The sequence below is a fragment of the Paenibacillus sp. MAHUQ-45 genome, assembly GCF_058133325.1.
In genome coordinates this window covers 61,432-81,388 of sequence record NZ_JBYUPV010000014.1, presented here as the reverse complement: position 1 = coordinate 81,388, position 19,957 = coordinate 61,432, and the positions used below count along the sequence as shown (strand labels likewise).

The 19,957-nt window shown below is 48.9% G+C and carries 17 protein-coding genes; 15 read left to right on the top strand and 2 right to left on the bottom strand.

The annotated features are described in order from the left end of the window. Positions 1-6 precede the first annotated feature (6 nt). The 6 genes from arsC (at position 7) to AC3Y23_RS24700 (ending at position 5,631) form a co-directional block, all read left to right on the top strand. Positions 7-426: an arsenate reductase (thioredoxin) gene (arsC, locus tag AC3Y23_RS24725; RefSeq protein WP_379204135.1), complete on the top strand. Its 420-nt coding sequence runs from the start codon at positions 7-9 to the stop codon at positions 424-426. A 2-nt stretch (positions 427-428) separates the two neighbouring features. Continuing rightward, the gene (locus tag AC3Y23_RS24720; RefSeq protein ID WP_379204133.1) at positions 429-863 is read left to right on the top strand and encodes a protein-tyrosine phosphatase family protein; all 435 of its coding nucleotides are present in this window, start codon (positions 429-431) and stop codon (positions 861-863) included. A 198-nt stretch (positions 864-1,061) separates the two neighbouring features. Further along, positions 1,062-2,117, top strand: a complete 1,056-nt coding sequence (selD, locus tag AC3Y23_RS24715; RefSeq protein WP_379204131.1) for a selenide, water dikinase SelD — start codon at positions 1,062-1,064, stop codon at positions 2,115-2,117. 29 nt (positions 2,118-2,146) lie between these two features. Then, positions 2,147-3,184, top strand: a complete 1,038-nt coding sequence (gene mnmH / locus AC3Y23_RS24710) for a tRNA 2-selenouridine(34) synthase MnmH (RefSeq protein ID WP_379204129.1) — start codon at positions 2,147-2,149, stop codon at positions 3,182-3,184. Positions 3,185-3,281: 97 nt separating this feature from the next. Then, complete coding sequence (locus AC3Y23_RS24705) at positions 3,282-3,959, top strand: aspartate/glutamate racemase family protein (protein WP_379204127.1); 678 nt, start codon at positions 3,282-3,284, stop codon at positions 3,957-3,959. A gap of 379 nt (positions 3,960-4,338) precedes the next feature. Continuing rightward, positions 4,339-5,631, top strand: coding sequence for an Nramp family divalent metal transporter (locus AC3Y23_RS24700; protein WP_379204125.1), 1,293 nt, complete (start codon positions 4,339-4,341; stop codon positions 5,629-5,631). 90 nt (positions 5,632-5,721) lie between these two features. On the opposite strand, the gene AC3Y23_RS24695 is transcribed toward AC3Y23_RS24700, so the two are convergent. After that, positions 5,722-6,840: an N-acetylmuramoyl-L-alanine amidase family protein gene (locus AC3Y23_RS24695; RefSeq protein ID WP_379204123.1), complete on the bottom strand. Its 1,119-nt coding sequence runs from the start codon at positions 6,838-6,840 to the stop codon at positions 5,722-5,724. A 155-nt stretch (positions 6,841-6,995) separates the two neighbouring features. Continuing rightward, positions 6,996-8,090 carry an LLM class flavin-dependent oxidoreductase gene (locus tag AC3Y23_RS24690; protein ID WP_379204121.1) on the bottom strand — a complete coding sequence of 365 codons (1,095 nt, stop codon included), beginning with the start codon at positions 8,088-8,090 and terminating at the stop codon, positions 6,996-6,998. A 222-nt stretch (positions 8,091-8,312) separates the two neighbouring features. On the opposite strand from AC3Y23_RS24690, the gene AC3Y23_RS24685 reads away from it, so the two are divergent. The 9 genes from AC3Y23_RS24685 to AC3Y23_RS24645 all read left to right on the top strand — a co-directional run bounded on the left by AC3Y23_RS24685 (position 8,313) and on the right by AC3Y23_RS24645 (position 19,822). Next, positions 8,313-9,635 (top strand): outer membrane protein assembly factor BamB family protein, encoded by a 1,323-nt coding sequence (locus AC3Y23_RS24685; protein ID WP_379204119.1) that lies wholly within the window; start codon positions 8,313-8,315, stop codon positions 9,633-9,635. Between the two features lie 178 nt (positions 9,636-9,813). Further along, positions 9,814-12,120, top strand: a complete 2,307-nt coding sequence (locus AC3Y23_RS24680) for a PAS domain S-box protein (RefSeq protein ID WP_379204117.1) — start codon at positions 9,814-9,816, stop codon at positions 12,118-12,120. Positions 12,121-12,373: 253 nt separating this feature from the next. Further along, entirely contained in the window at positions 12,374-12,859 is a 486-nt protein-coding gene (locus AC3Y23_RS24675) for an RrF2 family transcriptional regulator (protein ID WP_379204115.1), read from the top strand. A gap of 133 nt (positions 12,860-12,992) precedes the next feature. Then, positions 12,993-13,877 carry a class I SAM-dependent methyltransferase gene (locus AC3Y23_RS24670; RefSeq protein WP_379204113.1) on the top strand — a complete coding sequence of 295 codons (885 nt, stop codon included), beginning with the start codon at positions 12,993-12,995 and terminating at the stop codon, positions 13,875-13,877. A gap of 204 nt (positions 13,878-14,081) precedes the next feature. After that, positions 14,082-14,267, top strand: a complete 186-nt coding sequence (locus tag AC3Y23_RS24665) for a hypothetical protein (protein WP_379204111.1) — start codon at positions 14,082-14,084, stop codon at positions 14,265-14,267. Positions 14,268-14,337: 70 nt separating this feature from the next. Beyond that, entirely contained in the window at positions 14,338-15,417 is a 1,080-nt protein-coding gene (locus AC3Y23_RS24660) for a bifunctional 3-deoxy-7-phosphoheptulonate synthase/chorismate mutase (protein WP_379204109.1), read from the top strand. Positions 15,418-15,626: 209 nt separating this feature from the next. Next, on the top strand, positions 15,627-17,081 hold the full coding sequence (locus AC3Y23_RS24655) for a SulP family inorganic anion transporter (RefSeq protein WP_379204259.1): 1,455 nt from the start codon (positions 15,627-15,629) through the stop codon (positions 17,079-17,081). Positions 17,082-17,261: 180 nt separating this feature from the next. Next, positions 17,262-18,104 carry a prohibitin family protein gene (locus AC3Y23_RS24650; RefSeq protein ID WP_379204107.1) on the top strand — a complete coding sequence of 281 codons (843 nt, stop codon included), beginning with the start codon at positions 17,262-17,264 and terminating at the stop codon, positions 18,102-18,104. 425 nt (positions 18,105-18,529) lie between these two features. Beyond that, a complete protein-coding gene (locus AC3Y23_RS24645) occupies positions 18,530-19,822 on the top strand; it encodes a homocysteine synthase (protein ID WP_379204105.1) in 1,293 nt (430 codons plus the stop codon). Positions 19,823-19,957: the final 135 nt, after the last annotated feature.

The following is a 19,957-nucleotide window of genomic DNA, read 5'->3' as shown; positions in this document are numbered from 1 at the left end:
GTGAAAATGGAGAAGAAGACTCTATATTTTCTATGTACAGGCAACTCTTGCCGGAGCCAGATGGCCGAAGGCTGGGCGAAGCAATATTTGAGCAAGGACTGGAATGTCTACAGCGCCGGGATTGAAGCCCATGGACTGAACCCCAAAGCGGTACAAGCCATGAGCGAAGTCGGTATTGATATCTCTGGCCAAACGTCTGATATTATTGACTCCAACCTTTTGAATAACGCAGATCTGGTGGTAACCTTGTGTGGCGATGCCGCAGATAAATGTCCGATTACCCCGCCGAAGGTGAAGCGCGAGCACTGGGGGTTCGATGATCCAGCCAAGGCTCAGGGACCAGATGAGGAGAAATGGGCAGTATTTCAAAGAGTCCGTGACCAGATCCGTGCACGTATTAAGCAATTTGCGGAGACAGGAGAATAAGGATGGCGGGCTATCACGAACTTATTGAAGGTAAAGTGTATATCGGCGGGGAGAACGGTTTGCTGGAGGCGCTTCAGGAGCAGGAAATTTCGGATGTGTTTGATCTGAGAGACAACGGCACCAAGGCAGAGGGTTTTCCAGACCATGTTAACCGACATCATCATCCGATAGTGGAGCATGAGAACGGGCAGGAGGCCTCTGTACAACGAGCAATCCTGGCCATCAGCGAAGCTGTAAGCAGTGGGAAGACGGTCTATTTTCACTGCGCAGGTGGACGTAACCGCACAGGAACGGTTGCCACGGGACTACTGATGGAACTTGGGGTAGTTTCTACGGTAGAAGAAGCTGAAAACTTAGCCAGAGAAAAACGTCCGGATATTCATATTAAAGGTGCAATGCGTGAAGTATTGAACCGATTGTACCCGACTGGAGTTTAGTCATTTTAAGAAAACCTAAGAATGAACTAGTAATGAAATTTAAGGCTTCCTCCGCTACTTTGTGAAGGGAGCCTTTTAGCGATGAGTGAAATTTGAAGCCAGCTTATGGTCAAGCACAATCTATGCTTTTGTACATTTATAGCACATCGTGTAAGATGAATTCAGATGTTCATTTCGTACCGAAGGAGCTGTGTCACGATGTCACAAGCTGAAACTATAAAGCTAACTTCTCTATCAACTAAAGGGGGCTGCGGTTGTAAAATTGGTCCTGCCGATCTGATGCAAGTTCTGCGTAGTCTTCCTCCGACTGTACCTAACCCGGATCTGCTGGTTGGATTGGATACCAGTGATGACGCAGGGGTATACCGTTTAAGCGATGAGTTGGCTTTGGTGCAAACCGTCGATTTCTTTACCCCGATTGTGGACGATCCGTATTCTTTTGGTCAAATTGCCGCAGCCAACGCACTTAGTGATATTTACGCCATGGGCGGAAAGCCGCTGACGGTACTGAATATTGTAGCTTTTCCTATTTCGGTTCTGGACAAAAGCATTCTTGCCGATATTTTGCGCGGTGCGGGCGACAAAGTGAAGGAAGCTGGAGCAACGCTAGTAGGCGGTCACTCCATTGATGATAAAGAGCCTAAATTCGGACTGGCTGTTACAGGTCTTGTGCATCCTGATAAGGTAAGAACGAATGCCGCAGCACGCTCGGGCGACAAGCTGATCTTGACCAAACCTATTGGTGTTGGCATCCTAACCACTTCTATCAAGAAAGACCAGTTATCGCCGGAAGAAACAGAGCGGTTGACTACTGTAATGTCTACACTGAACAAAACAGCCGCCGAAATCATGGCGCCTTATGATGTCCATGCCTGCACGGACGTTACCGGCTTCGGATTATTGGGGCATGGCTCGGAAATGGCCAAAGGCAGCGGGCTCGGGCTGATCATTCGCCAAGCTGATGTTCCTGTGCTTCCGCGAGTTAGGGAACTGGCTGAGAAGGGATTTGTTCCTGGAGGAACCAAGAACAATTATGCCCATCTGGAAGGACAAGGCAGCATTTTGTATCCGGAGGAGATGGATCAGCTGAGCCGCTACATTCTCTGTGATGCAGTGACCTCGGGCGGTCTGTTGATCGCTGTAGCTCCAGAACAAAGCGAAGAATTGCTTAATGAGCTTAAGGGTGCCGGCGTAGAAGCGGCATTGATCGGAGAGGTAACGGAGGATCACCCTGGGCAGATCTCGGTGATATAGCATAGCCTTACGTCAGAGGAGAGAGACTATTGTTTGAGGATATTTCGCTGGAAGACTTGAGAAGACTGAAGAACAGAAAGCAATTTACGGTGATCGATGTCCGGTCTCCTTCCGAATACAAGGATGCCACGCTTCCGGGCAGCCTGAATATCCCTTTGTTTGATGATCAGGAACGGGCAGAAGTAGGGACGCTTTATAAGCAGACCAGTGTGCAGGCCGCTAAAGAACGGGGGCTGGAGATTGTCTCGGCAAAGTTGCCGACCTTCATCAAAGAGTTCGCTGCCATCCAGGGGGACAAGGCTGTGTTCTGCTGGAGGGGCGGCATGAGAAGCCGTACAACGGCCACTGTGCTTTCTCTGATGGATATTCATGCTTACCGGCTGACTGGCGGCTATAAGGCCTATCGTAAGTGGGTGCTGGATGAGCTGGAGAATTATGACTTCAAGCCAAAGTCTTATGTGATTCATGGCAATACCGGTACAGGGAAAACAAATCTTTTGCATCGCTTAAAAGCATCCGGTCATCCCGTTCTGGACTTGGAAGGCATGGCTGGGCATAGAGGCTCCATCTTCGGGCAGATTGGACTGCATCCGCACAATCAGAAGACCTTTGACAGTCTGCTAATGGAGGAGTTAATTGCTCTGGAGCATTCCCCTTATGTTCTGTTTGAAGCGGAGAGCAAGAAGATCGGCAAGGTGGTCATGCCGCAGTTCATGGCCCAGCAGAAAGAAACCGGGACCCAGATCTGGATAGAGCTGCCGATGGAGGCCAGAGTGCAACAGATTCTGGAGGATTACCAGCCGGAGCTTTTTAAGGACCAGTGTATTTCAGCTTTTCGGAGCATTAAATCCCGGATCCATATTCCGATTGCGGCAGAGATTGAACGGAATTTGCAAAGTGATAGGTTCGGAGAGGCAGTTGCACTGCTGCTGGAACATTACTATGATCCCAAGTATGACCATTCCTCCAATCAGTATGAGAATGTCGAGCGTATTACGCTATCGGTCAATAACTTGGACGAAGCAGAAGCGGCGGTACTTTCTTTTTTATCAAGTCAAAAGCATTGAGTTAATCTATAGATGTTGTCTAAAAGGTTCCTTTCACTTGTGTGAAGGGGACCTTTTGTTTTACGATTTATGTATTTTAGAGGGGGGCAAAATCCTTATGGCAAGAATAGGCTGTTATCACGCGCATTATTCCAATATTGAGCACATCGAGAATGCTTTGTCCGGCTATGAGGTGGAGCTGGTACATTTTGTAGATCCAGGCCTTGATCGCATAAAAATGGACGCTGATTTTAATAATGAAACTGTGGAAACCAAGGTGAGAGAGACCCTACATTGGATTTCGGGTTGTCATGTGGATGCCATTCTGATTACCTGCACTTTTTTTACCGCAGTATATCGGGAAAATCTTCACCCATTGCCCATTCCCGTCATAAAGATAGATGACCCGTTATTTCAGGATATCTGTCGCTCTGCTGAACCTGTCCTGTTCATTTTCACCAATCCCAATACGGTTAAAGGGACGATGGAACAGTTCCAACATTATTGCCAGGCGGCGCGTCATACGGTGCTTGCAGAAGCCCGCATGCTGGAGCATACGTTCAGTCTGATCATGCAGGGGAAAAAGGATGAGTACACCGCACTAGTGTCGTCTGGCTTAAAGCAAGCGGCGCAGGAGAACCCAGGTGTTCGCATCGTTGCTGCCCAGCTCTCCATGGCTCCTGCGGCTCGGAAGGTGGAACAGGAAACAGGCATACCTATCGGTAACCATCTGAATGCCTTGACCGGTTATATGATTGATAAGCTCTCCTTAGGGAAGAAGAAATATATAAGATGAACAAAAGAAAGAAACGAAAAGCGAGGAGGAGCGAAGGGGGAAGTTTGGAACTGTAGGAGCGCAGCGTTCGCCTGAAAGCTTTCCGCAGGAAAGCTCGCATCGGAAGCATAAGCTCTCCAGATTTCAACCGCAAGAAGAGGTTAATAAAGGAAATCTGGGGACAACAGCGACCGGAAGTCCAAACATTCCACCGCAGCGACGACGGAGCCTTACGTTAGGATCTTAAGTTCATCTTATATAAATGAATTTAAAATGAAAATATTTGAAATGAAAATCTATTTACATTTTACATGGAAGGGACTATAATTCAACTATAAAGTTGCATCGAGGAAACTTTCGTGTATATAGACAACTTTCCCGGGCAAGAGGAGGGATAGATATGTTGGAGCAACAAGTTGTGGAACAAAAGTTGATAAAAGAAAAGAAAGTTAAAATATCTGCACAAGCTGTATTGGACGGAGAAGTCAAAGGCCTGAAACGGCTACTACCTTTTCTCGGACCTGCCTTTATAGCAGCGGTTGCCTATCTCGATCCCGGTAATTTTGCCACCAATATTACTGCGGGGTCCAAATATGGATATCTGCTATTATGGGTGATTGTCGCATCGAATCTGATGGCGGTATTGATCCAATCACTGTCAGCCAAACTGGGCATCGCTACCGGCAAGAACTTGCCAGAGATTGCGCATGACCGTTTTCCGAAGGGCGTATCGATTTTCCTCTGGATTCAAAGTGAACTTGTAATTATCGCTACAGATTTGGCTGAGTTTATAGGGGCAGCCTTAGGGTTGTATTTATTATTCGGCATCCCGATGTTACCGGCCGCTTTGATTACCGCAGTTGGGTCGTTTGCTATACTAGAGCTGCAGCGGCGCGGGTATCGTTCATTAGAAGCGGGAATAGGGGCCATGGTATTAATCGTCGTGCTGGCGTTTACTTTCCAAGTGATTGTATCCAAACCGGATATGGGCGCAGTAGCCGTAGGCATGTTTACCCCCAGATTCGATGGTGTAGACAGTATTCTATTGGCCGCAGGTATTCTGGGCGCAACGGTAATGCCACATGCCATCTACCTACATTCCTCGCTGACGCAAGATCGTGTGGTCGGCCGGGATGAAGCGGAGAAGAAGAAGATCTTCAAGCTGGAACTGGCGGATATTATCATCGCTATGATCATTGCGGGTGCGGTCAACATGGCGATGATTGTAGTCTCCGCGGCATTGTTCTTCAAGAACGGGATGGTGGTTGAAGACCTTGATGTTGCTTTTCATCAATTCCGTGAGCTAGCCGGACCTGTTACCGCCGTTTCCTTTGGACTTGGGCTACTCATTGCCGGATTGTCCAGCTCTTCAGTGGGCACCATGGCCGGAGATGTTGTTATGCAGGGCTTCATCAATAAAAGAATCAATTTGTACCTGCGCCGGGCGATTTCCACGATTCCACCACTCGCCATTATTATTGCCGGTGTGAACGCAACAGACGCGCTGATTATGAGTCAGGTGGTGCTGTCGTTCGGGATTGCTTTTGCACTCATTCCTTTGATTATCTTCACAAGCAACCGTGAAATTATGGGTGGACTGGTCAATCTGCGGATTACCTCCATCACAGGCTGGATTATCTCCGCGCTGGTGGTTCTCCTGAACTTATTCTTGGTCATTGAGATGCTGTATTAAAAAAATAAAGCTCCATAAATAAGCCCAGGCCACTTATCCTTGTAGAACGGATAAGTGGCCTGGGCTTTTGATATGCAGTATGCGAATAATTTAGCGTCTGAAGTAATCGGCCAGCCCGTTGGCGATAGCCTGGGCGGCTTTTTTCTGATAGGAGGCTGTGCGGGCCATCGCCTCATCAGAGGGGTTAGTGAGAAAGCCCAACTCCATCAGAGCTGAAGGAATCGGATTCTCTCTAAGGATGTGATAATCACCGAAGGACACGCCGTTGCTCTTCAGGCCGATGCCTTGTCCCAACCGGGCTTCAATCGCCCGAGCCAGCCTGAGGTCAGTGCCTTCGGAATAGTAGAAGGTCAATGTTCCGGAAATTTTCTTCGGTGAAGAATTATAATGGATGCTCACAAATGCATCCGCCCCAAGCGTCTTGCCGAGCGCAGCACGCTGAGCCAGTGAAGGCTTCACGTCTTTCGTACGGGTCATCTCGACCCGGGCGCCTGCCGCCCGCAGGTAGTCACGGACATAGAAGGCCGTCTGCAGGTTCAGGTCCTTTTCCAAGGTCCCGTAGGTAGTGCCCAGCATGCCAGGGTCACTTCCGCCATGGCCGGGGTCGACCACGATCAGCTTGCCCTTCAGGCCGCCGGAAGAAGGAGGTGGAGCGCTGCTTGTGGAGTTTGCTCCGCTACGGATGTATTGATCCGCGACCCAGCCGGTATCTCCGCTGGCTGTGCGGATTTTGAGCCATCCGTTCTGACGTTGCAGGATGGTTACCGTATCCTGCGCTTGCAATGAACCCAGCGCGCTATAGCTGGTGCCTGGGCCACTCCTAATTCGCAGGGAGCTTGCAGTAACCGTTGCTTTGGCGCTCACGCTGTTTCCAGTGGAAGTCTTGACTGTTGGTGTTGCCTTGACCGCTGTGCTCGTTCCGGCAGTGGGCGTACCGCTCGTCTTCTGAAGGTAGTAGCCAGCAACCCAGCCGGAAGTTGAACCGGATTTGACCTTTAGCCAGCCATGCTGTTCGTCTGTGACACTTACCACCATACCGCTCTTCAATGTCCCCGTGATGACTGCATTCTTGGCCGGCTCGCTGCGCACATTCAGAGAATCAGCATTTACCTTGGCAGTATAGCTGACCGCGGCAGCGGCTTTGGGAGGCTGCAGCCCTATGCTGAATATGCATAAGGCCAACATAGCAATGCCTAATAGTTTCTTCATAGGTACCTCGCTTCCGGGAGATATTCTGGGGCTGAATCGGTAAGAACCAGCCTTGGGTTCTTTACCCAATTCATGAATCAAGGAATTAGATAAAGCCCGTGAAGCTATAGATTATACCATGGAGACGCTGCAAAAAAATCAGGCAGAAGACCCTTTTATAGGGAGGCTGGAGAGGTCTTTTTGGCAATTTCCCGCCGTACGACAGGGGCTACTTCGGTGGCCAGCAGTTCGATAGCCGATGCCACCTTGCTGAAAGGAAGTCCGCCGATATCCAGTTGAGTCATGAAGCGGTTGTGTCCGAACAGTTCATGCTGATAGAGGATTTTCTCAATAATTTGCTGAGGACTGCCCACAGCCAAGGTATTATCGAAGGCGGCGTATTGACCGAACTCGCTGCGAGACACTGTATATCGCTGGTCTCGGCTCGGGCTGATAGAATTACGGTAGCTGTGATAGTATGGATAAAATTCATCTAGCGCCTGCTGCGTAGTATTCGCAATATAGCCATGACTTGTTATAGCAATCTTCAGAGATTCGAGGGAATGGCCGGCCTCCACACCGGAACGGCGATAGCTATCGGCAAGCTCCTTGAAAGGTGCTGGATTTCCGTTCAGGATCGCAATGGCCAACCCTGCACCCAGTGCACCGGCTTTCTCGGCACTCTCGGGTGATCCTCCGACCCCAACCCAGAGCGGAAGCTTATGCTGTACAGGACGAGGCGCAATCTCTGCATTTCTGAGAGAAGAGCGGAACGAACCCTCCCAGTTGATAATCTCATGTTGATTCAGCTCTAGAAGGAGCTGAATGTTCTCGGCGAACAAGCGATGATAGTCTTCAAGGTCATAACCGAACAGAGGAAAAGATTCGAGAAAAGCGCCGCGCCCGGCGATGATCTCGGCCCGTCCATTGGACAGCAGGTCAAGTGTGGCAAAATCCTCGAAGACCCGGACGGGATCAATCGTACTAAGCACGGTAGTGGCGCTGGTCAGCTTGATTCGGCGTGTGACCTGGGACACAGCCGCCAGGACGACAGGCACCGAGGAGATGACAAAATCCAGCCGGTGATGCTCCCCGACACCAAAGATATCAAGTCCTGCCTCATCAGCTAGCTTGGCGGCAGCAATCACCTCATCCAGCCGCTGTTGCGGGGAAATCGTTTTTCCAGTGTGACAGTCGGTCACAATATCTCCAAGCGTATAAATGCCAAATTCAAATTCAGGTACAGCCTCTTGTTGTATAGGATTACTCATTCTTCCGAACTCCTTGCTATTCATAGATTAATTGGTTAAAGCATGTCCGTATGGATGCAATACATGCATTATATCATAATCACTTACGAATTGTAAGTTTGTGAGTTATTGTTTTTATGTTTGTGTGACATATTACTGTAATTATTTGGGTTTTCGTTATATTCTAAATTATAGCAAAACGAGGAGGAATTAATCGCTCATTAGAGGAGGCGTTAAGTAGGTATGGCACTAAGAAAAAGAATGAAATCCTATATTCATGCGACTGTAGCCACATTGGGAATACTGCTTGTTGCAGGTCCCGTCCAGTCTGTTGCAGCGGACTCACCTACTTCTTACATTGGTTCAAATTTAGGTAGCTATTATTCCAATTTACCCTCGCCTGATGTTCTATGGAGCAACACCATGGATACTCCGCCGCCATACTACAGGATGGGCGATGGGGTTATTACTGTTGGAGATGGGAAGGTCTATGCAATTCAGAAGGGGCAACTCCTTGCTATTAATGTGCAGTCCGGTACAATCATGTGGAAATATGGCTCTAAGTTAACAGCGCCGCTGCTCTATCAGGATGGCATAGTGTACATTTCATCGGAAGCGGGAACTCTCTATGCTGTTAATGCTGCAAGTGGCAAAAACAAGTGGACTTCGTCGGTGAATAGCAAGGATGCCAAACTACTGGTTGTTAATAAGGATCAGTTGTTTGTGAGCAATGGTGATATTGGCGCTTACAATCTGAAAAATGGCCAATTCCAGTGGCGTGATCAGCTCAGTGAAAAGCTATTCGATCAGATCAAGGTGGAGGATGACCTTATTTTGGCTCAAAATGAGGTATCTGGTGCCTATTCATACAATGTCTTGCATGCGTTTGACCGATACAGCGGGAAACAACTTTGGGATAGTAGTCGCCATGATCTGCCGATAGCATCACAAGCAGGCACGCTTCTTTCACAAAGAGAGCCCACCTTGCTGGATCATTTGCCCGTGACCACACTGGATACACTTGATGCAAAGACGGGGAAAGTAATCAAGACGGTGGAATATAACCCGACCAATCTGGATACAGCTGCAGTCAAGGAGAGTTTGAATAGTGGAGGAAAAGCATGGATCGGCGGGGATCGGATTTATATTCACGGGAACCGTAGCGTATATAGTTATCCGTTGAATGTAGATCCTGCCAAGGCTACTAAGGAGTACTATTCTATAGCTGAGAATATGGATTATGCAGCAGGGCCATACGATGGAAGGGTATTATTCAGCAATGGAACAGCGATCTATGGGGTCAAAACAGCTAATAAATCCCTCGTTACATACAGTGGGCTGAACAACTCTATTGCCCGTTTTGACCTTTTAGGTCATGGCATGTATGTGGCACAGAGTGACGGAAGTCTGACGGCGATCAACCTGATTACAGCTGCCCCTGTATTAAACATTAACCTCACAAGCCGATCGTTCGGGCCAACGATACTTGAGAATGGGATTATTATCGTACAGGGTGAGCGTAATCTTGTCGCGTTTAAAGAACCGACGGCACTGCGAATGAATTAAAAGAATATGTAAAAAAGAGAGGGGGATCGGATGGAACCGATGTCCCTCTCTTTATATGCTTTGGATCGTAATCACTAACGTTTATTATGGGCCGATAAACGCCTCTATTCACATTGACTTTCATGCAGTTATACCAGATATTTATAGTAAAGATTTAAACTACTAAATAGCTTGCTTAATGCTAGCCTTACTCCACGAAACGGCGGTGGGACACATGACGGGGCATCAGTCGGATAAAGAAGATTCCCGGTTAAAAAACGTGCAAGGCGGGGAAGGAGCAGGTGAAGCTTTTCTCTCCCCGGAAGAAACTTGGACAAGTGTGAATTCTGGTGTAACTGGATTGCTGGGTTATTCAGAAGAGCAACTACTGGGACGGCCATTGAGCGAGTTTTTACACGAAGACTACAAGGAGCTTTATCTTAAACGAATGGGAGCGCTGGCAGCGGGCGAGGTCCCTTTTTTTGAGTGTACGGTGAAGCTGTTGCATCAGGATATGAGTCCTGTTGCTTTAAGCATTCGGATCACGCGGATCAATGAACCGTCGACGGGGAAGCTTCTATTTTATACGGTGCTGCTAATGGGACTATCAGAATCCGGATACAAAGAGAATCTTCTATGTGATAGCCCTGATTTGTTCCGGCTGATTACGGATAAAGTCCGGGATGTCGTATACGTGGCGACACCGGACAGCCTCTGTCGGTACTGCTCGCCTTCTGTTCACGAAGTGCTGGGTTATGAGCCGGAACAACTGGTAGGGCAAAATGTCAGCAGTTATATTCATCCAGATGATCTCATGGCGCTCCAGATGCCGGGCGCGTTGGCTTATAGCAGTGTTCAACTGCGTACCCGGCATGCGGAGGGGCATTATTTGTGGATTGAGTATACGCTACGTGTACTGGAGGAGGAAGGCGTTCGTGGCATTGTTGCGGTAGGCCGCGACATTACAGAACGCAAAACAGTAGAGCGGAAGCTGCAGGAATCCGTGGAGCGCTACACATCCCTCAAGAAATATAACCATGATGCGGTGATTTCCCTGGGGCTGGAAGGCGATATCATCAATGGGAACGACAAGGCCTGTGAATTGACGGGATATACGATCCCTGAGCTGGCTGGAATGAACGTATCGAACATTGTGGGAGCAGAGCACCTGAATGACATTCTGGAGCATACTTCCGGGAAGCACTGGGGAGAACGGAACATTGACCGAATCAGACACAGGGATGGTCATATGGTTGAGGTGCTGACCAGTATTGCACCTATTGTCATTAATGGAAACCGGGTAGGGTTCTATATTATCGTCAAAGATATTACTGAGCAGAAGAAGCTCATGATTGCCAAAGAGACGGCCGAGCAAACGAACCGCGCCAAGAGCGACTTCCTGGCGATGATGAGTCATGAGATCCGCACACCGATGAACGGAGTGATCGGGATGACCGATCTGCTGCTGGAGATGAGCGAGCCGCAATCGGTACAGCACGAATACCTAGAGATTATCCGCCAGAGCGGAGATACATTGTTGTCGATTATTAACGATATTCTGGATTTTTCCAAAATTGAGGCCGGCAAGACGGAGCTGCACGAGGATCGTTTCGATTTGCGGCTCTGCATTGCGTCTGTAATGAGTGTGCTATGTCATAAAGCGGAGAATAAAGGACTGCACATCGAGACTCAGGTGAATGCTGAGGTGCCCACACATCTGCGGGGAGATGGGGAGCGACTTAAGCAAGTATTGCTCAATTTGGTGGGCAATGCGGTCAAGTTCACCTATACTGGCAGCATCGTGCTGGAGGTAAGGGTCGCAGAGCGGAAAGAAGGCAGAACCCAGCTGGAATTCTCCGTCTCCGATACCGGGATTGGTGTTCCGGAAGAACTGCAGGACCGTTTGTTTGAGCCCTTTTACCAATTGGATCATTTTATGAATCGGCGGCATGAGGGGACGGGGCTTGGACTAGCCATCACGAAGAAGCTGGTGGAGCTTATGGGCGGACAAATTACCTTGCACAGGAGAGCGGAGTCAGGGACCACGTTCGTGTTCACCGCGGTTTTTCTGGATGACGAGGATGCCACACTAGCCGAAGTAGGGCAGAACGACGCACACTCTATGACTGGAGCCGAGGATCGTCCCTTGCGGATTCTAGTCGCCGAAGATAATGAGATTAACCAGATTGTTCTGAAAAAAATGCTGGAGAAACGCGGGCACTTCGTGGAGCTGGCAGCTGACGGAACCGTCGTTATGCAGCGAATAACCAGCGGATCTTTCGATCTGGTCTTTATGGATATACAGATGCCGCGCATGAACGGTCTGGAGGCTGCGAAGTCCATCAAGGAGACGCTCCCGCCGGAGCAGCATCCGATTATTGTTGCGGTAACGGCGAATGCACTGAAGGGTGATCGGGAGCTGTGTCTTACAGCAGGGATGGATGAATATATTAGCAAGCCGATCACTAGCGAGACCTTAACGGGAGTGATCCGCAAGTTTTTTTAAAAGCGAGCGCAGAACTGGGAAGGATAGGATGGGCCGGAAAAAAGGCTTATTCTGTCCTTTTTGCTACGGTATTAGGCGTACCGTTAGGAGAAAGATAAACTGAAATAGTGGGAACACACAGCTCTGACGATCTTCTCCCTCCACTGGAAACGAAGTTCGGATCAAGCAGGTCATTGTCATTTAGAGTGAAATCGTTTATTATGGATAATAAAGGTCTATAATAATGATGATTGTGAGAAGGGAGGAGAGAAGCTTGCAGTTTTCCAAAAGTACAGATTATGCCCTGCACGCCTTAATTCATCTGGGACACTCGGAGCGTTGCAACAACGTCGGAATCAAGGAGCTATCGGGAGCACTTGGTGTTTCTGAAAGTTACTTATCCAAAATCATGTCCAAGCTGAGACAGGATGGAATCGTACGTGCTGTGCCAGGGGTGAACGGCGGTTACGAGCTTGCCCGGTCAGCGGATCAGATTACGTTTCTTGATGTGATTCAGGTGATTGAAGGAAGACAGCAGCTTTTCGAATGTTCGAATTCTAGTTCGCAGCAGCATCAGTTGTTAGCGGATGAAGGAGCTGTGCAGAGGGATCAGAAGCATTCGGAGAAAAATGAATGTTTGGTTGAAAAAGTTATGAACGGCGCGGAACAACAACTTCACCAATACTTGCGGGAACATACGATTCAGTCGGTATTGGATGAGGCGTCCAAGCGTTGCAGTCATGATGTGAACAAGAAGTGATGCACTTCTTGCACTCTAATTATGGATATTATAGATCCATGAAGAAGTATCTGAAACATGAACAGGCGGCAGGTTGAGAGTAGCTGTCTGTTTAAGAAATCCATAAACCATATAGAAAGAGTGAGGAACAACTATGAATAATTTTTTTGATGCAGCTAACTGGGAAAAAGCATGGAAAGACGATTCTGTCTTAAAGAAGATACAGAAGGCGGGAATCGATCCTACCAGATCTTTTGACCATAAAGCCAAGACTTTCAACGAACAATCGTTTAGCGAAGAAGGCAGAAAACGAACCCAACGGATCATGAACTGGCTTGAAGGGCAAGGCGTTACATTCGAAAATACCTCTGTTCTGGATATTGGCGCTGCATCGGGAGTATTCACGGTGCCGTTTGCGGAGCGCGGAGCCCATGTAACCGCCGTAGAAACCTCTCCTCCACAGGTTGAATTGTTGAAAGAAAACATCTCGAAGTTCGCCGAAGACGGGGTGAGGATTGTACCCGAACCTTTTGAAGATATCGACGTGCAGGCCAAAGGCTGGAACGAGGCCTTCGATCTTGTCTTTGTCTCGATGTGCCCGGTCATTCACAATTGGGATAGCGTGGAAAAGGTACTTCAATGCGCTCGGAAGTTCTGTTATATCAGTATGCCAGCAAGTCCTCCAGAGCATAGCCTGGTGAAGGAAATCTGGCCGCTTGTCACCGGTCAGCCCTTCCATACGAAACATATGGAAATGGGATACTTGCTGCACCTGCTGTATCTTAAAGGTTATGCATACGAATCGCTGATCACGCGGGAAACGAAAACAACTGAAGTCACGAGAGAAGCGGCGTTGCAGGAAGCACTGACTTGGCTTCGCAATCACCGTCTGCCTGTAGATGAACGGAATCGGAATATCATTGCTGACTATTTGGAGCAAGCCTATCCGACCGGCAAAGTAGTCATTCAGGAGGGGGGACGCTTTGGTAAAGTACTGATTCGACTACAGGATCAAAACATGTATTCGCGAGAGGATTGAGTCTGACAAGGTGTGTTACGTATTCTTGATTGAGTGAAGCGACAAAGCGTTAAATGAACCTCTTGCAACTGGCTTGATTTTTGATTAAGATAGCAGAAACCAGCGTATAATATGCTGATATACAGGCAAGGACAATGACGAAGAGAGTAAGCGCAAGAAGCGGATCTTAACAGGGAAGGCGTGCCGGAGACTGAGAGCACCCTCATGAGACGACCAGCGCCGAAGTTCACTTCCGAGTCGGCCCCTGAAGTGCCTTTGCCAATCGGCAAAAGCATGGGTAGGGTGGCCCGCACCCCGCGTTACCGGGTGAAAGACAGAATGTTCTTTCGCGGCAGAAGCAACCGCCAGGTTTCTTTGGAAATGCCGATTACCGGAGGTCATTCTAAATAAGGGTGGTACCACGGCTCCTCGTCCCTTGCGACGGGGGCCTTTTTGCGTTTCAAGAAGAGGAGTGGAAGGTATGAGTAATGTTGAATTGGATGAGCTGAGAGAGCGTCTGGATGGAATTAATGGTCAGTTGCTGGAGCTGATTTCCGAGCGGGCAAAGATTGTTCAGGAGATCGGTACCTTAAAGGAAAAGCAGGGCGTGCCGAAGTTCGATCCTGAGCGGGAGAAGCAAATGTTAGAGAAGCTGGTAGCGAGCAATAAGGGACCGTTTACCGACAGTACGATCCGTAGCTTGTTCAAGCAAATATTCTCAGCCTCCCTTGACCTGCAATCGGCAGAACACAAGAAGACTCTTCTGGTTAGTCGGAAAAGCCAGCAAGAGGACACAGTCATTACGCTTCCTGGTGATGTAACCGTGGGCGGCCTGTCTTCCCTGATGGTGGCCGGACCTTGTTCGGTAGAAAGCGAGCTTCAGACCCGTACCGTAGCGGCAGCCTTACAAAAAGCCGGAATTCGCGTCATGCGCGGCGGAGCGTTCAAGCCTCGGACCTCTCCGTATGATTTCCAGGGTCTTGGCATGGATGGCTTGCGGATTCTGCGTGAAGCGGCGAACGAATACGGCTTGCTGACGATCAGCGAGATTGTGGACCCGGCCCATCTGGAGCCAGCCCTGGACTATGTGGATATTATTCAGATTGGTGCCCGCAACATGCAGAACTTCGAGCTGCTAAAAGCAGCGGGAGAACTGAACAAGCCAGTATTGCTGAAGCGTGGACTCGCGGCCACGATGGAAGAATTCCTGCACGCAGCAGAATACATCATGTCGCGCGGCAACACTCAGGTTATGCTAATTGAACGCGGCATCCGCACATACGAAAAGTGGACCCGCAACACACTAGATATTTCAGCTGTACCGATCTTGAAGCAGGAGAGTCATTTGCCGGTGCTGGTGGATGTCACCCACTCCACAGGACGCAAGGACATTCTGGTGCCTTGTGCCAAAGCTGCACTTGCTGCCGGTGCCGACGGCATTATGGTTGAGGTGCACCCTGATCCGGCCACAGCATTGTCTGATGCGCAGCAGCAGTTGAATATTGATGAATTCAACACGTTCTTCGATCAAGTGAAGGCTTCGGGCTTATACAAACAATAATTTATATGTAACGCCATTAAATATACTGGATTTAAGATAAATTTGCAGAATACGAGAGCAATGGAGAGCTATAAGCGCTTACAAGGTGGCAATGTCTTTTTGTGAAGGTGACGGGTAGTCGGGTACAATAATTGGCATCAGCGTTGCACCGGACTTGGGCTTTACAAGAAAAGCCCTTAATACCCTTAACAACATAGGAGGATCACAGAATCTTGAAGCAGCTTACATTGAATAATGGGTGGTTCTCCAACACCCGCAGCGATATTCTTTCCGGAATGACGGTAGCCGTTGCGCTCATTCCGGAAGCGATCGCTTTCTCCATTCTGGCGGGAGTCAGTCCGATGGTGGGACTGTACGCTTCAGTTTGCATTGCAATCATTACAGCATTTGCGGGAGGAAGACCCGGTATGATCTCGGCGGCTACGGGAGCAATGGCAATTCTGGTCGGCACTTTGGTTGCTCAGCACGGGATCGAGTATCTGTTCGCTGCCACCGTGTTGGCAGGCCTAATCCAGATCTTGATGGGTACCCTTAAGCTGGGCCGGTTCATTACTTTTGTGCCACAACCGGTAATGACCGGATTTGTAAATGCTTTGGCGATCCTGGTCTTTATGGCCCAACTCACACATTTCAAAGGACAAGGCTGGATCATGTACGGCCTGGTGGCTCTGACATTGGTTATTATCTATGTGGTACCGAAGTTCACCAAAGTCATTCCGTCAGCTCTATTTGCAATAATCGCAGTTTCGATTCTCAGCATTTCACTGCATTTGGATGTGAAAACCGTAGGGGATATGGGCAATATTACGGCGGCACTGCCAGTATTTCATATTCCCCAGGCGCCTTTTACACTGGATACCTTGCTGATTATCTTGCCTTACTCCCTTTCGCTGGCGGTTGTCGGCTTGCTGGAATCACTGATGACGGCGACGCTGATTGATGATATTACCAGCACTGAGAGTGACAAGAACCGGGAAGCGAAAGGTCAGGGTCTGGCGAATGTTGTGACCGGATTTTTCGGCGGCATGGCAGGCTGTGCAATGATCGGCCAATCTATGGTTAATATGAAATCCGGTGGGCGCACCCGTCTGTCCACATTCGTATCAGGTATCTTCTTGTTGTTCCTGATCCTCGTTCTCGGGGATGTCGTCAAGCAGATTCCAATGGCCGCACTTGTAGGTGTAATGTTTATGGTCTCAATCAGCACCTTTGAGTGGGGTGCGCTCAAGACATTGGCCCGCGTTCCTGTGAGCGATGCGCTGGTGATGATCGTAACCGTGGTTACAGTAGTAGCAACGGACAATTTATCCATTGGTGTGCTGTTCGGCGTATTGCTTAGTGCCTTGTCGTTTGCCTGGAAAATCGCCTCGATCCGTGTTACCGTTCAGGAAGCCTCTTCTTTCAGAACCTATACGGTATCTGGTCAATTATTCTTTGGCACAACAAGCCATTTCGTTCAACACTTTCAATATGAAGCCGACCCGACGGAGATCACCATCGACTTCTCGCATTCGCATGTTTGGGACCAGTCGGCAGTGAGTGCAATTGCGAAGATCATCGGCAAATATGCTCAGCATGACAAGAAGGTTATCATCACAGGACTGAATGAAGAAAGCTCACGCCTGCTTAAGCGGGTTGGCTTATCCTTATCCGGCGGTCATTAGACTATATGAACAACCAGGTGTTGATATTTTCAGACCTGAATGAAACAGCTCTTTCCTTGGAGGAAAGGGCTGTTTTTGTTGAGATCCAATTTATTGAAACTGATCGGTTACAACCACCGTATAGAGGGTTAAGCCAGCAGCTGGGCTACCGGCTGCTCATGATAAGCAGGAGGAGATTAAATGAATGTGGAGTTGAACCCAAAGACAAAGCAGTTCCACCCGGGCAAACTAATTGGTGGTATTGTCGCTGTACTGGTTGTAGCTGTGCTTGGAACTAATGCATACGCTTCGGTGGAATATGGTCATGTCGGTTTGTACAAAACCTTCGGCAAGCTAAATGATAATACCTTGGCGCCGGGTATTCATTTTAAAATTCCGTTTATCCAGACTGTCATTCAGGTCAATACACAAGTCACCAAATCCGAGACCGATACCTCTGCGTCTTCCAAAGATCTGCAGCCGGTATCAACTCATGTGGCGGTCAACTATTCGGTGAACAAAGCTTCTGTCTTTCACCTGATGAACAATATAGGGGGTAATTATGATACGGTCATCATCAGTCCGGCCATTCAGGAGATTGTCAAGGAAGTCACTGCCAAATATCCTGCCGAGGATCTGATCACACGCCGTGATGTGGTGTCCGGGGAGGTTAGCGACCAGCTCAAGACCCGTTTGGCTAAATACGATCTGATCGTTAATGATATTAACATTGTTAACTTTAAATTCTCCGACGCTTTCAATCAGTCAATAGAAGCTAAGCAGGTCGCCCAGCAGCAGGCGCTCAAGGCCGAGAATGATCTGCGGCGGATCGAGATTGAGGCAAAGCAGAAAGTAGCTCAGGCACAGGCCGAAGCAGAATCGCTGCGGCTCAAGAAGCAGGAGGTTACTCCTGAACTGGTGCAGCTGAAGCAGATTGAGGTACAGGAGAAGGCGCTCGATAAATGGAATGGTGTCCTGCCTACCGTGACAGGAGGGGCTACCCCGTTCGTGGATGTTCAATCTCTCACACAGCAGCAGCCGTAAGGGCGCAGATAAAATTATCGAGAGTAAAAAGGAAGGTTGTCCTGCTTGCCTGAGGAAGGCGCGGGGCAGCCTTTTCTGTTATTCGCGGGAGCTGCTTCTAACATAAAGGTTGGACAAGCACTGCGGCCTGTTGTAACATGTATTCAACCTCTTTAACAGCTGCCTGAAGCATGGGGTGTCAGATGCCCTGTCAGCAGGACTTCCATAATCGGTTCGTGATAGAGTTCTCTTTAAGTGGTGAAAACCTATATTTGTTTGCGCTTTCTTAACCCTTGGAAGGAAGAAGGGTGTTTTTTTGCGAAAAATCAATAATCCATACCGGAATAATGAGAATTTTTTCTTTTCAAATAACAAGGTTTGTGAGAAAATAAGTCCAACCAATTATTTGAAATCATTATTTTTTAAATTATAAGGAGGAAATACCTATGTCAGAAGAACGCAAGCAGTCCTTTGAAACGTTGGCCGTTCATGCCGGCCAAGAGATCGATCCCACTACTTTGTCCCGTGCCGTACCGCTCTACCAGACAACCTCTTACGGCTTTCGCGATGCGGAGCATGCTGCTAACCTGTTCGCGCTGAAGGAGTTTGGCAACATCTATACCCGTATCATGAACCCGACTACTGACGTATTTGAGCAGCGGATTGCGGCGCTTGAAGGCGGAGCAGGCGCGCTGGCAACGGCTTCTGGCTCGGCGGCTATTTCCTTCTCTATCTTGAATATTGCTGGCGCGGGAGATGAAATCGTTTCTTCTGCCAGTCTTTACGGTGGTACATATAATTTGTTCTCAACCACGCTTCCGAAGCTGGGTATTAAGGTTAATTTTGTGGATTCCGATAACCCGGAGAACTTCCGTAGTGCGATTAACGAGAAGACCAAAGCCATCTTTGCAGAGACTATTGGTAATCCACAGGGGAACGTCCTGGATATCGAAGCGGTTGCAGCGATTGCCCATGAGCACGGTCTTCCACTGATTGTGGACAACACCTTCCCGAGCCCGTATCTGTTGCGTCCGATTGAACATGGTGCGGATATCGTGGTGCATTCTGCGACCAAATTTATTGGTGGTCACGGTACATCTATTGGTGGCGTCATTGTAGATGGCGGCAAGTTCGACTGGAAGGCCAGCGGCAGATTCCCGGGCCTGACCGAGCCAGATCCAAGCTACCATGGTGTAGTCTATACGGAAGCTGTAGGTCCGATCGCTTATATTATCAAAGCACGCGTTCAATTGCTGCGTGATTTGGGAGCATCGATCTCGCCTTTCAACTCCTGGTTGCTTTTGCAAGGTCTGGAGACACTGCATCTGCGTCTTGAACGCCATAGCCAAAATGCTCTGAAGGTGGCGCAGTATCTGGAAGCCCATGATGCGGTAGAATGGGTTAGCTACTCCGGTCTGCCAAGCCATCCATCCTACGAGCTGGCACAGAAGTATCTGCCGAAGGGCCAAGGTGCCATTCTTACGTTTGGTATCAAGGGCGGCAGCGATGCTGGACGCAAAGTGATCGAGAACGTGAAGCTGTTCTCACACTTGGCGAATGTCGGCGATTCCAAGTCGCTGATTATTCACCCTGCCAGCACGACTCACCAGCAGTTGTCAGATGAGGAGCAAGCTTCGGCAGGGGTAACGCCTGAACTGCTTCGTCTGTCGATTGGTACCGAATCCATTGACGATATTCTATATGATCTGGAACAGGCTATCGCTGCGAGTCAGCAGTAATCCTCTTCCACCAAGCATCCTGTGCTACTTGGTTATCAGCCTTTTTCCAAGCAGCTGGCAGTCCTCACCCCGGTTCCCTGGGGTAATAGACTGCCAGCTCTTCTCGAAGAAGGGGGATTCTTCGTAGTCGGGATG

What these genes read in the sequence shown, in the direction of transcription:
- AC3Y23_RS24695 (WP_379204123.1), bottom strand. Translation starts at nt 6,840, where the DNA reads ATGAAGAAACTATTAGGCATTGCTATGTTGGCCTTATGCATATTCAGC.
- AC3Y23_RS24690 (WP_379204121.1), bottom strand. Translation starts at nt 8,090, where the DNA reads ATGAGTAATCCTATACAACAAGAGGCTGTACCTGAATTTGAATTTGGC.
- AC3Y23_RS24650 (WP_379204107.1), top strand. Translation starts at nt 17,262, where the DNA reads ATGAATGTGGAGTTGAACCCAAAGACAAAGCAGTTCCACCCGGGCAAA.
- arsC (WP_379204135.1), top strand. Translation starts at nt 7, where the DNA reads ATGGAGAAGAAGACTCTATATTTTCTATGTACAGGCAACTCTTGCCGG.
- selD (WP_379204131.1), top strand. Translation starts at nt 1,062, where the DNA reads ATGTCACAAGCTGAAACTATAAAGCTAACTTCTCTATCAACTAAAGGG.
- AC3Y23_RS24660 (WP_379204109.1), top strand. Translation starts at nt 14,338, where the DNA reads ATGAGTAATGTTGAATTGGATGAGCTGAGAGAGCGTCTGGATGGAATT.
- AC3Y23_RS24700 (WP_379204125.1), top strand. Translation starts at nt 4,339, where the DNA reads ATGTTGGAGCAACAAGTTGTGGAACAAAAGTTGATAAAAGAAAAGAAA.
- AC3Y23_RS24685 (WP_379204119.1), top strand. Translation starts at nt 8,313, where the DNA reads ATGGCACTAAGAAAAAGAATGAAATCCTATATTCATGCGACTGTAGCC.
- AC3Y23_RS24705 (WP_379204127.1), top strand. Translation starts at nt 3,282, where the DNA reads ATGGCAAGAATAGGCTGTTATCACGCGCATTATTCCAATATTGAGCAC.
- AC3Y23_RS24670 (WP_379204113.1), top strand. Translation starts at nt 12,993, where the DNA reads ATGAATAATTTTTTTGATGCAGCTAACTGGGAAAAAGCATGGAAAGAC.
- AC3Y23_RS24680 (WP_379204117.1), top strand. Translation starts at nt 9,814, where the DNA reads ATGCTAGCCTTACTCCACGAAACGGCGGTGGGACACATGACGGGGCAT.
- AC3Y23_RS24720 (WP_379204133.1), top strand. Translation starts at nt 429, where the DNA reads ATGGCGGGCTATCACGAACTTATTGAAGGTAAAGTGTATATCGGCGGG.
- AC3Y23_RS24645 (WP_379204105.1), top strand. Translation starts at nt 18,530, where the DNA reads ATGTCAGAAGAACGCAAGCAGTCCTTTGAAACGTTGGCCGTTCATGCC.
- AC3Y23_RS24665 (WP_379204111.1), top strand. Translation starts at nt 14,082, where the DNA reads ATGAGACGACCAGCGCCGAAGTTCACTTCCGAGTCGGCCCCTGAAGTG.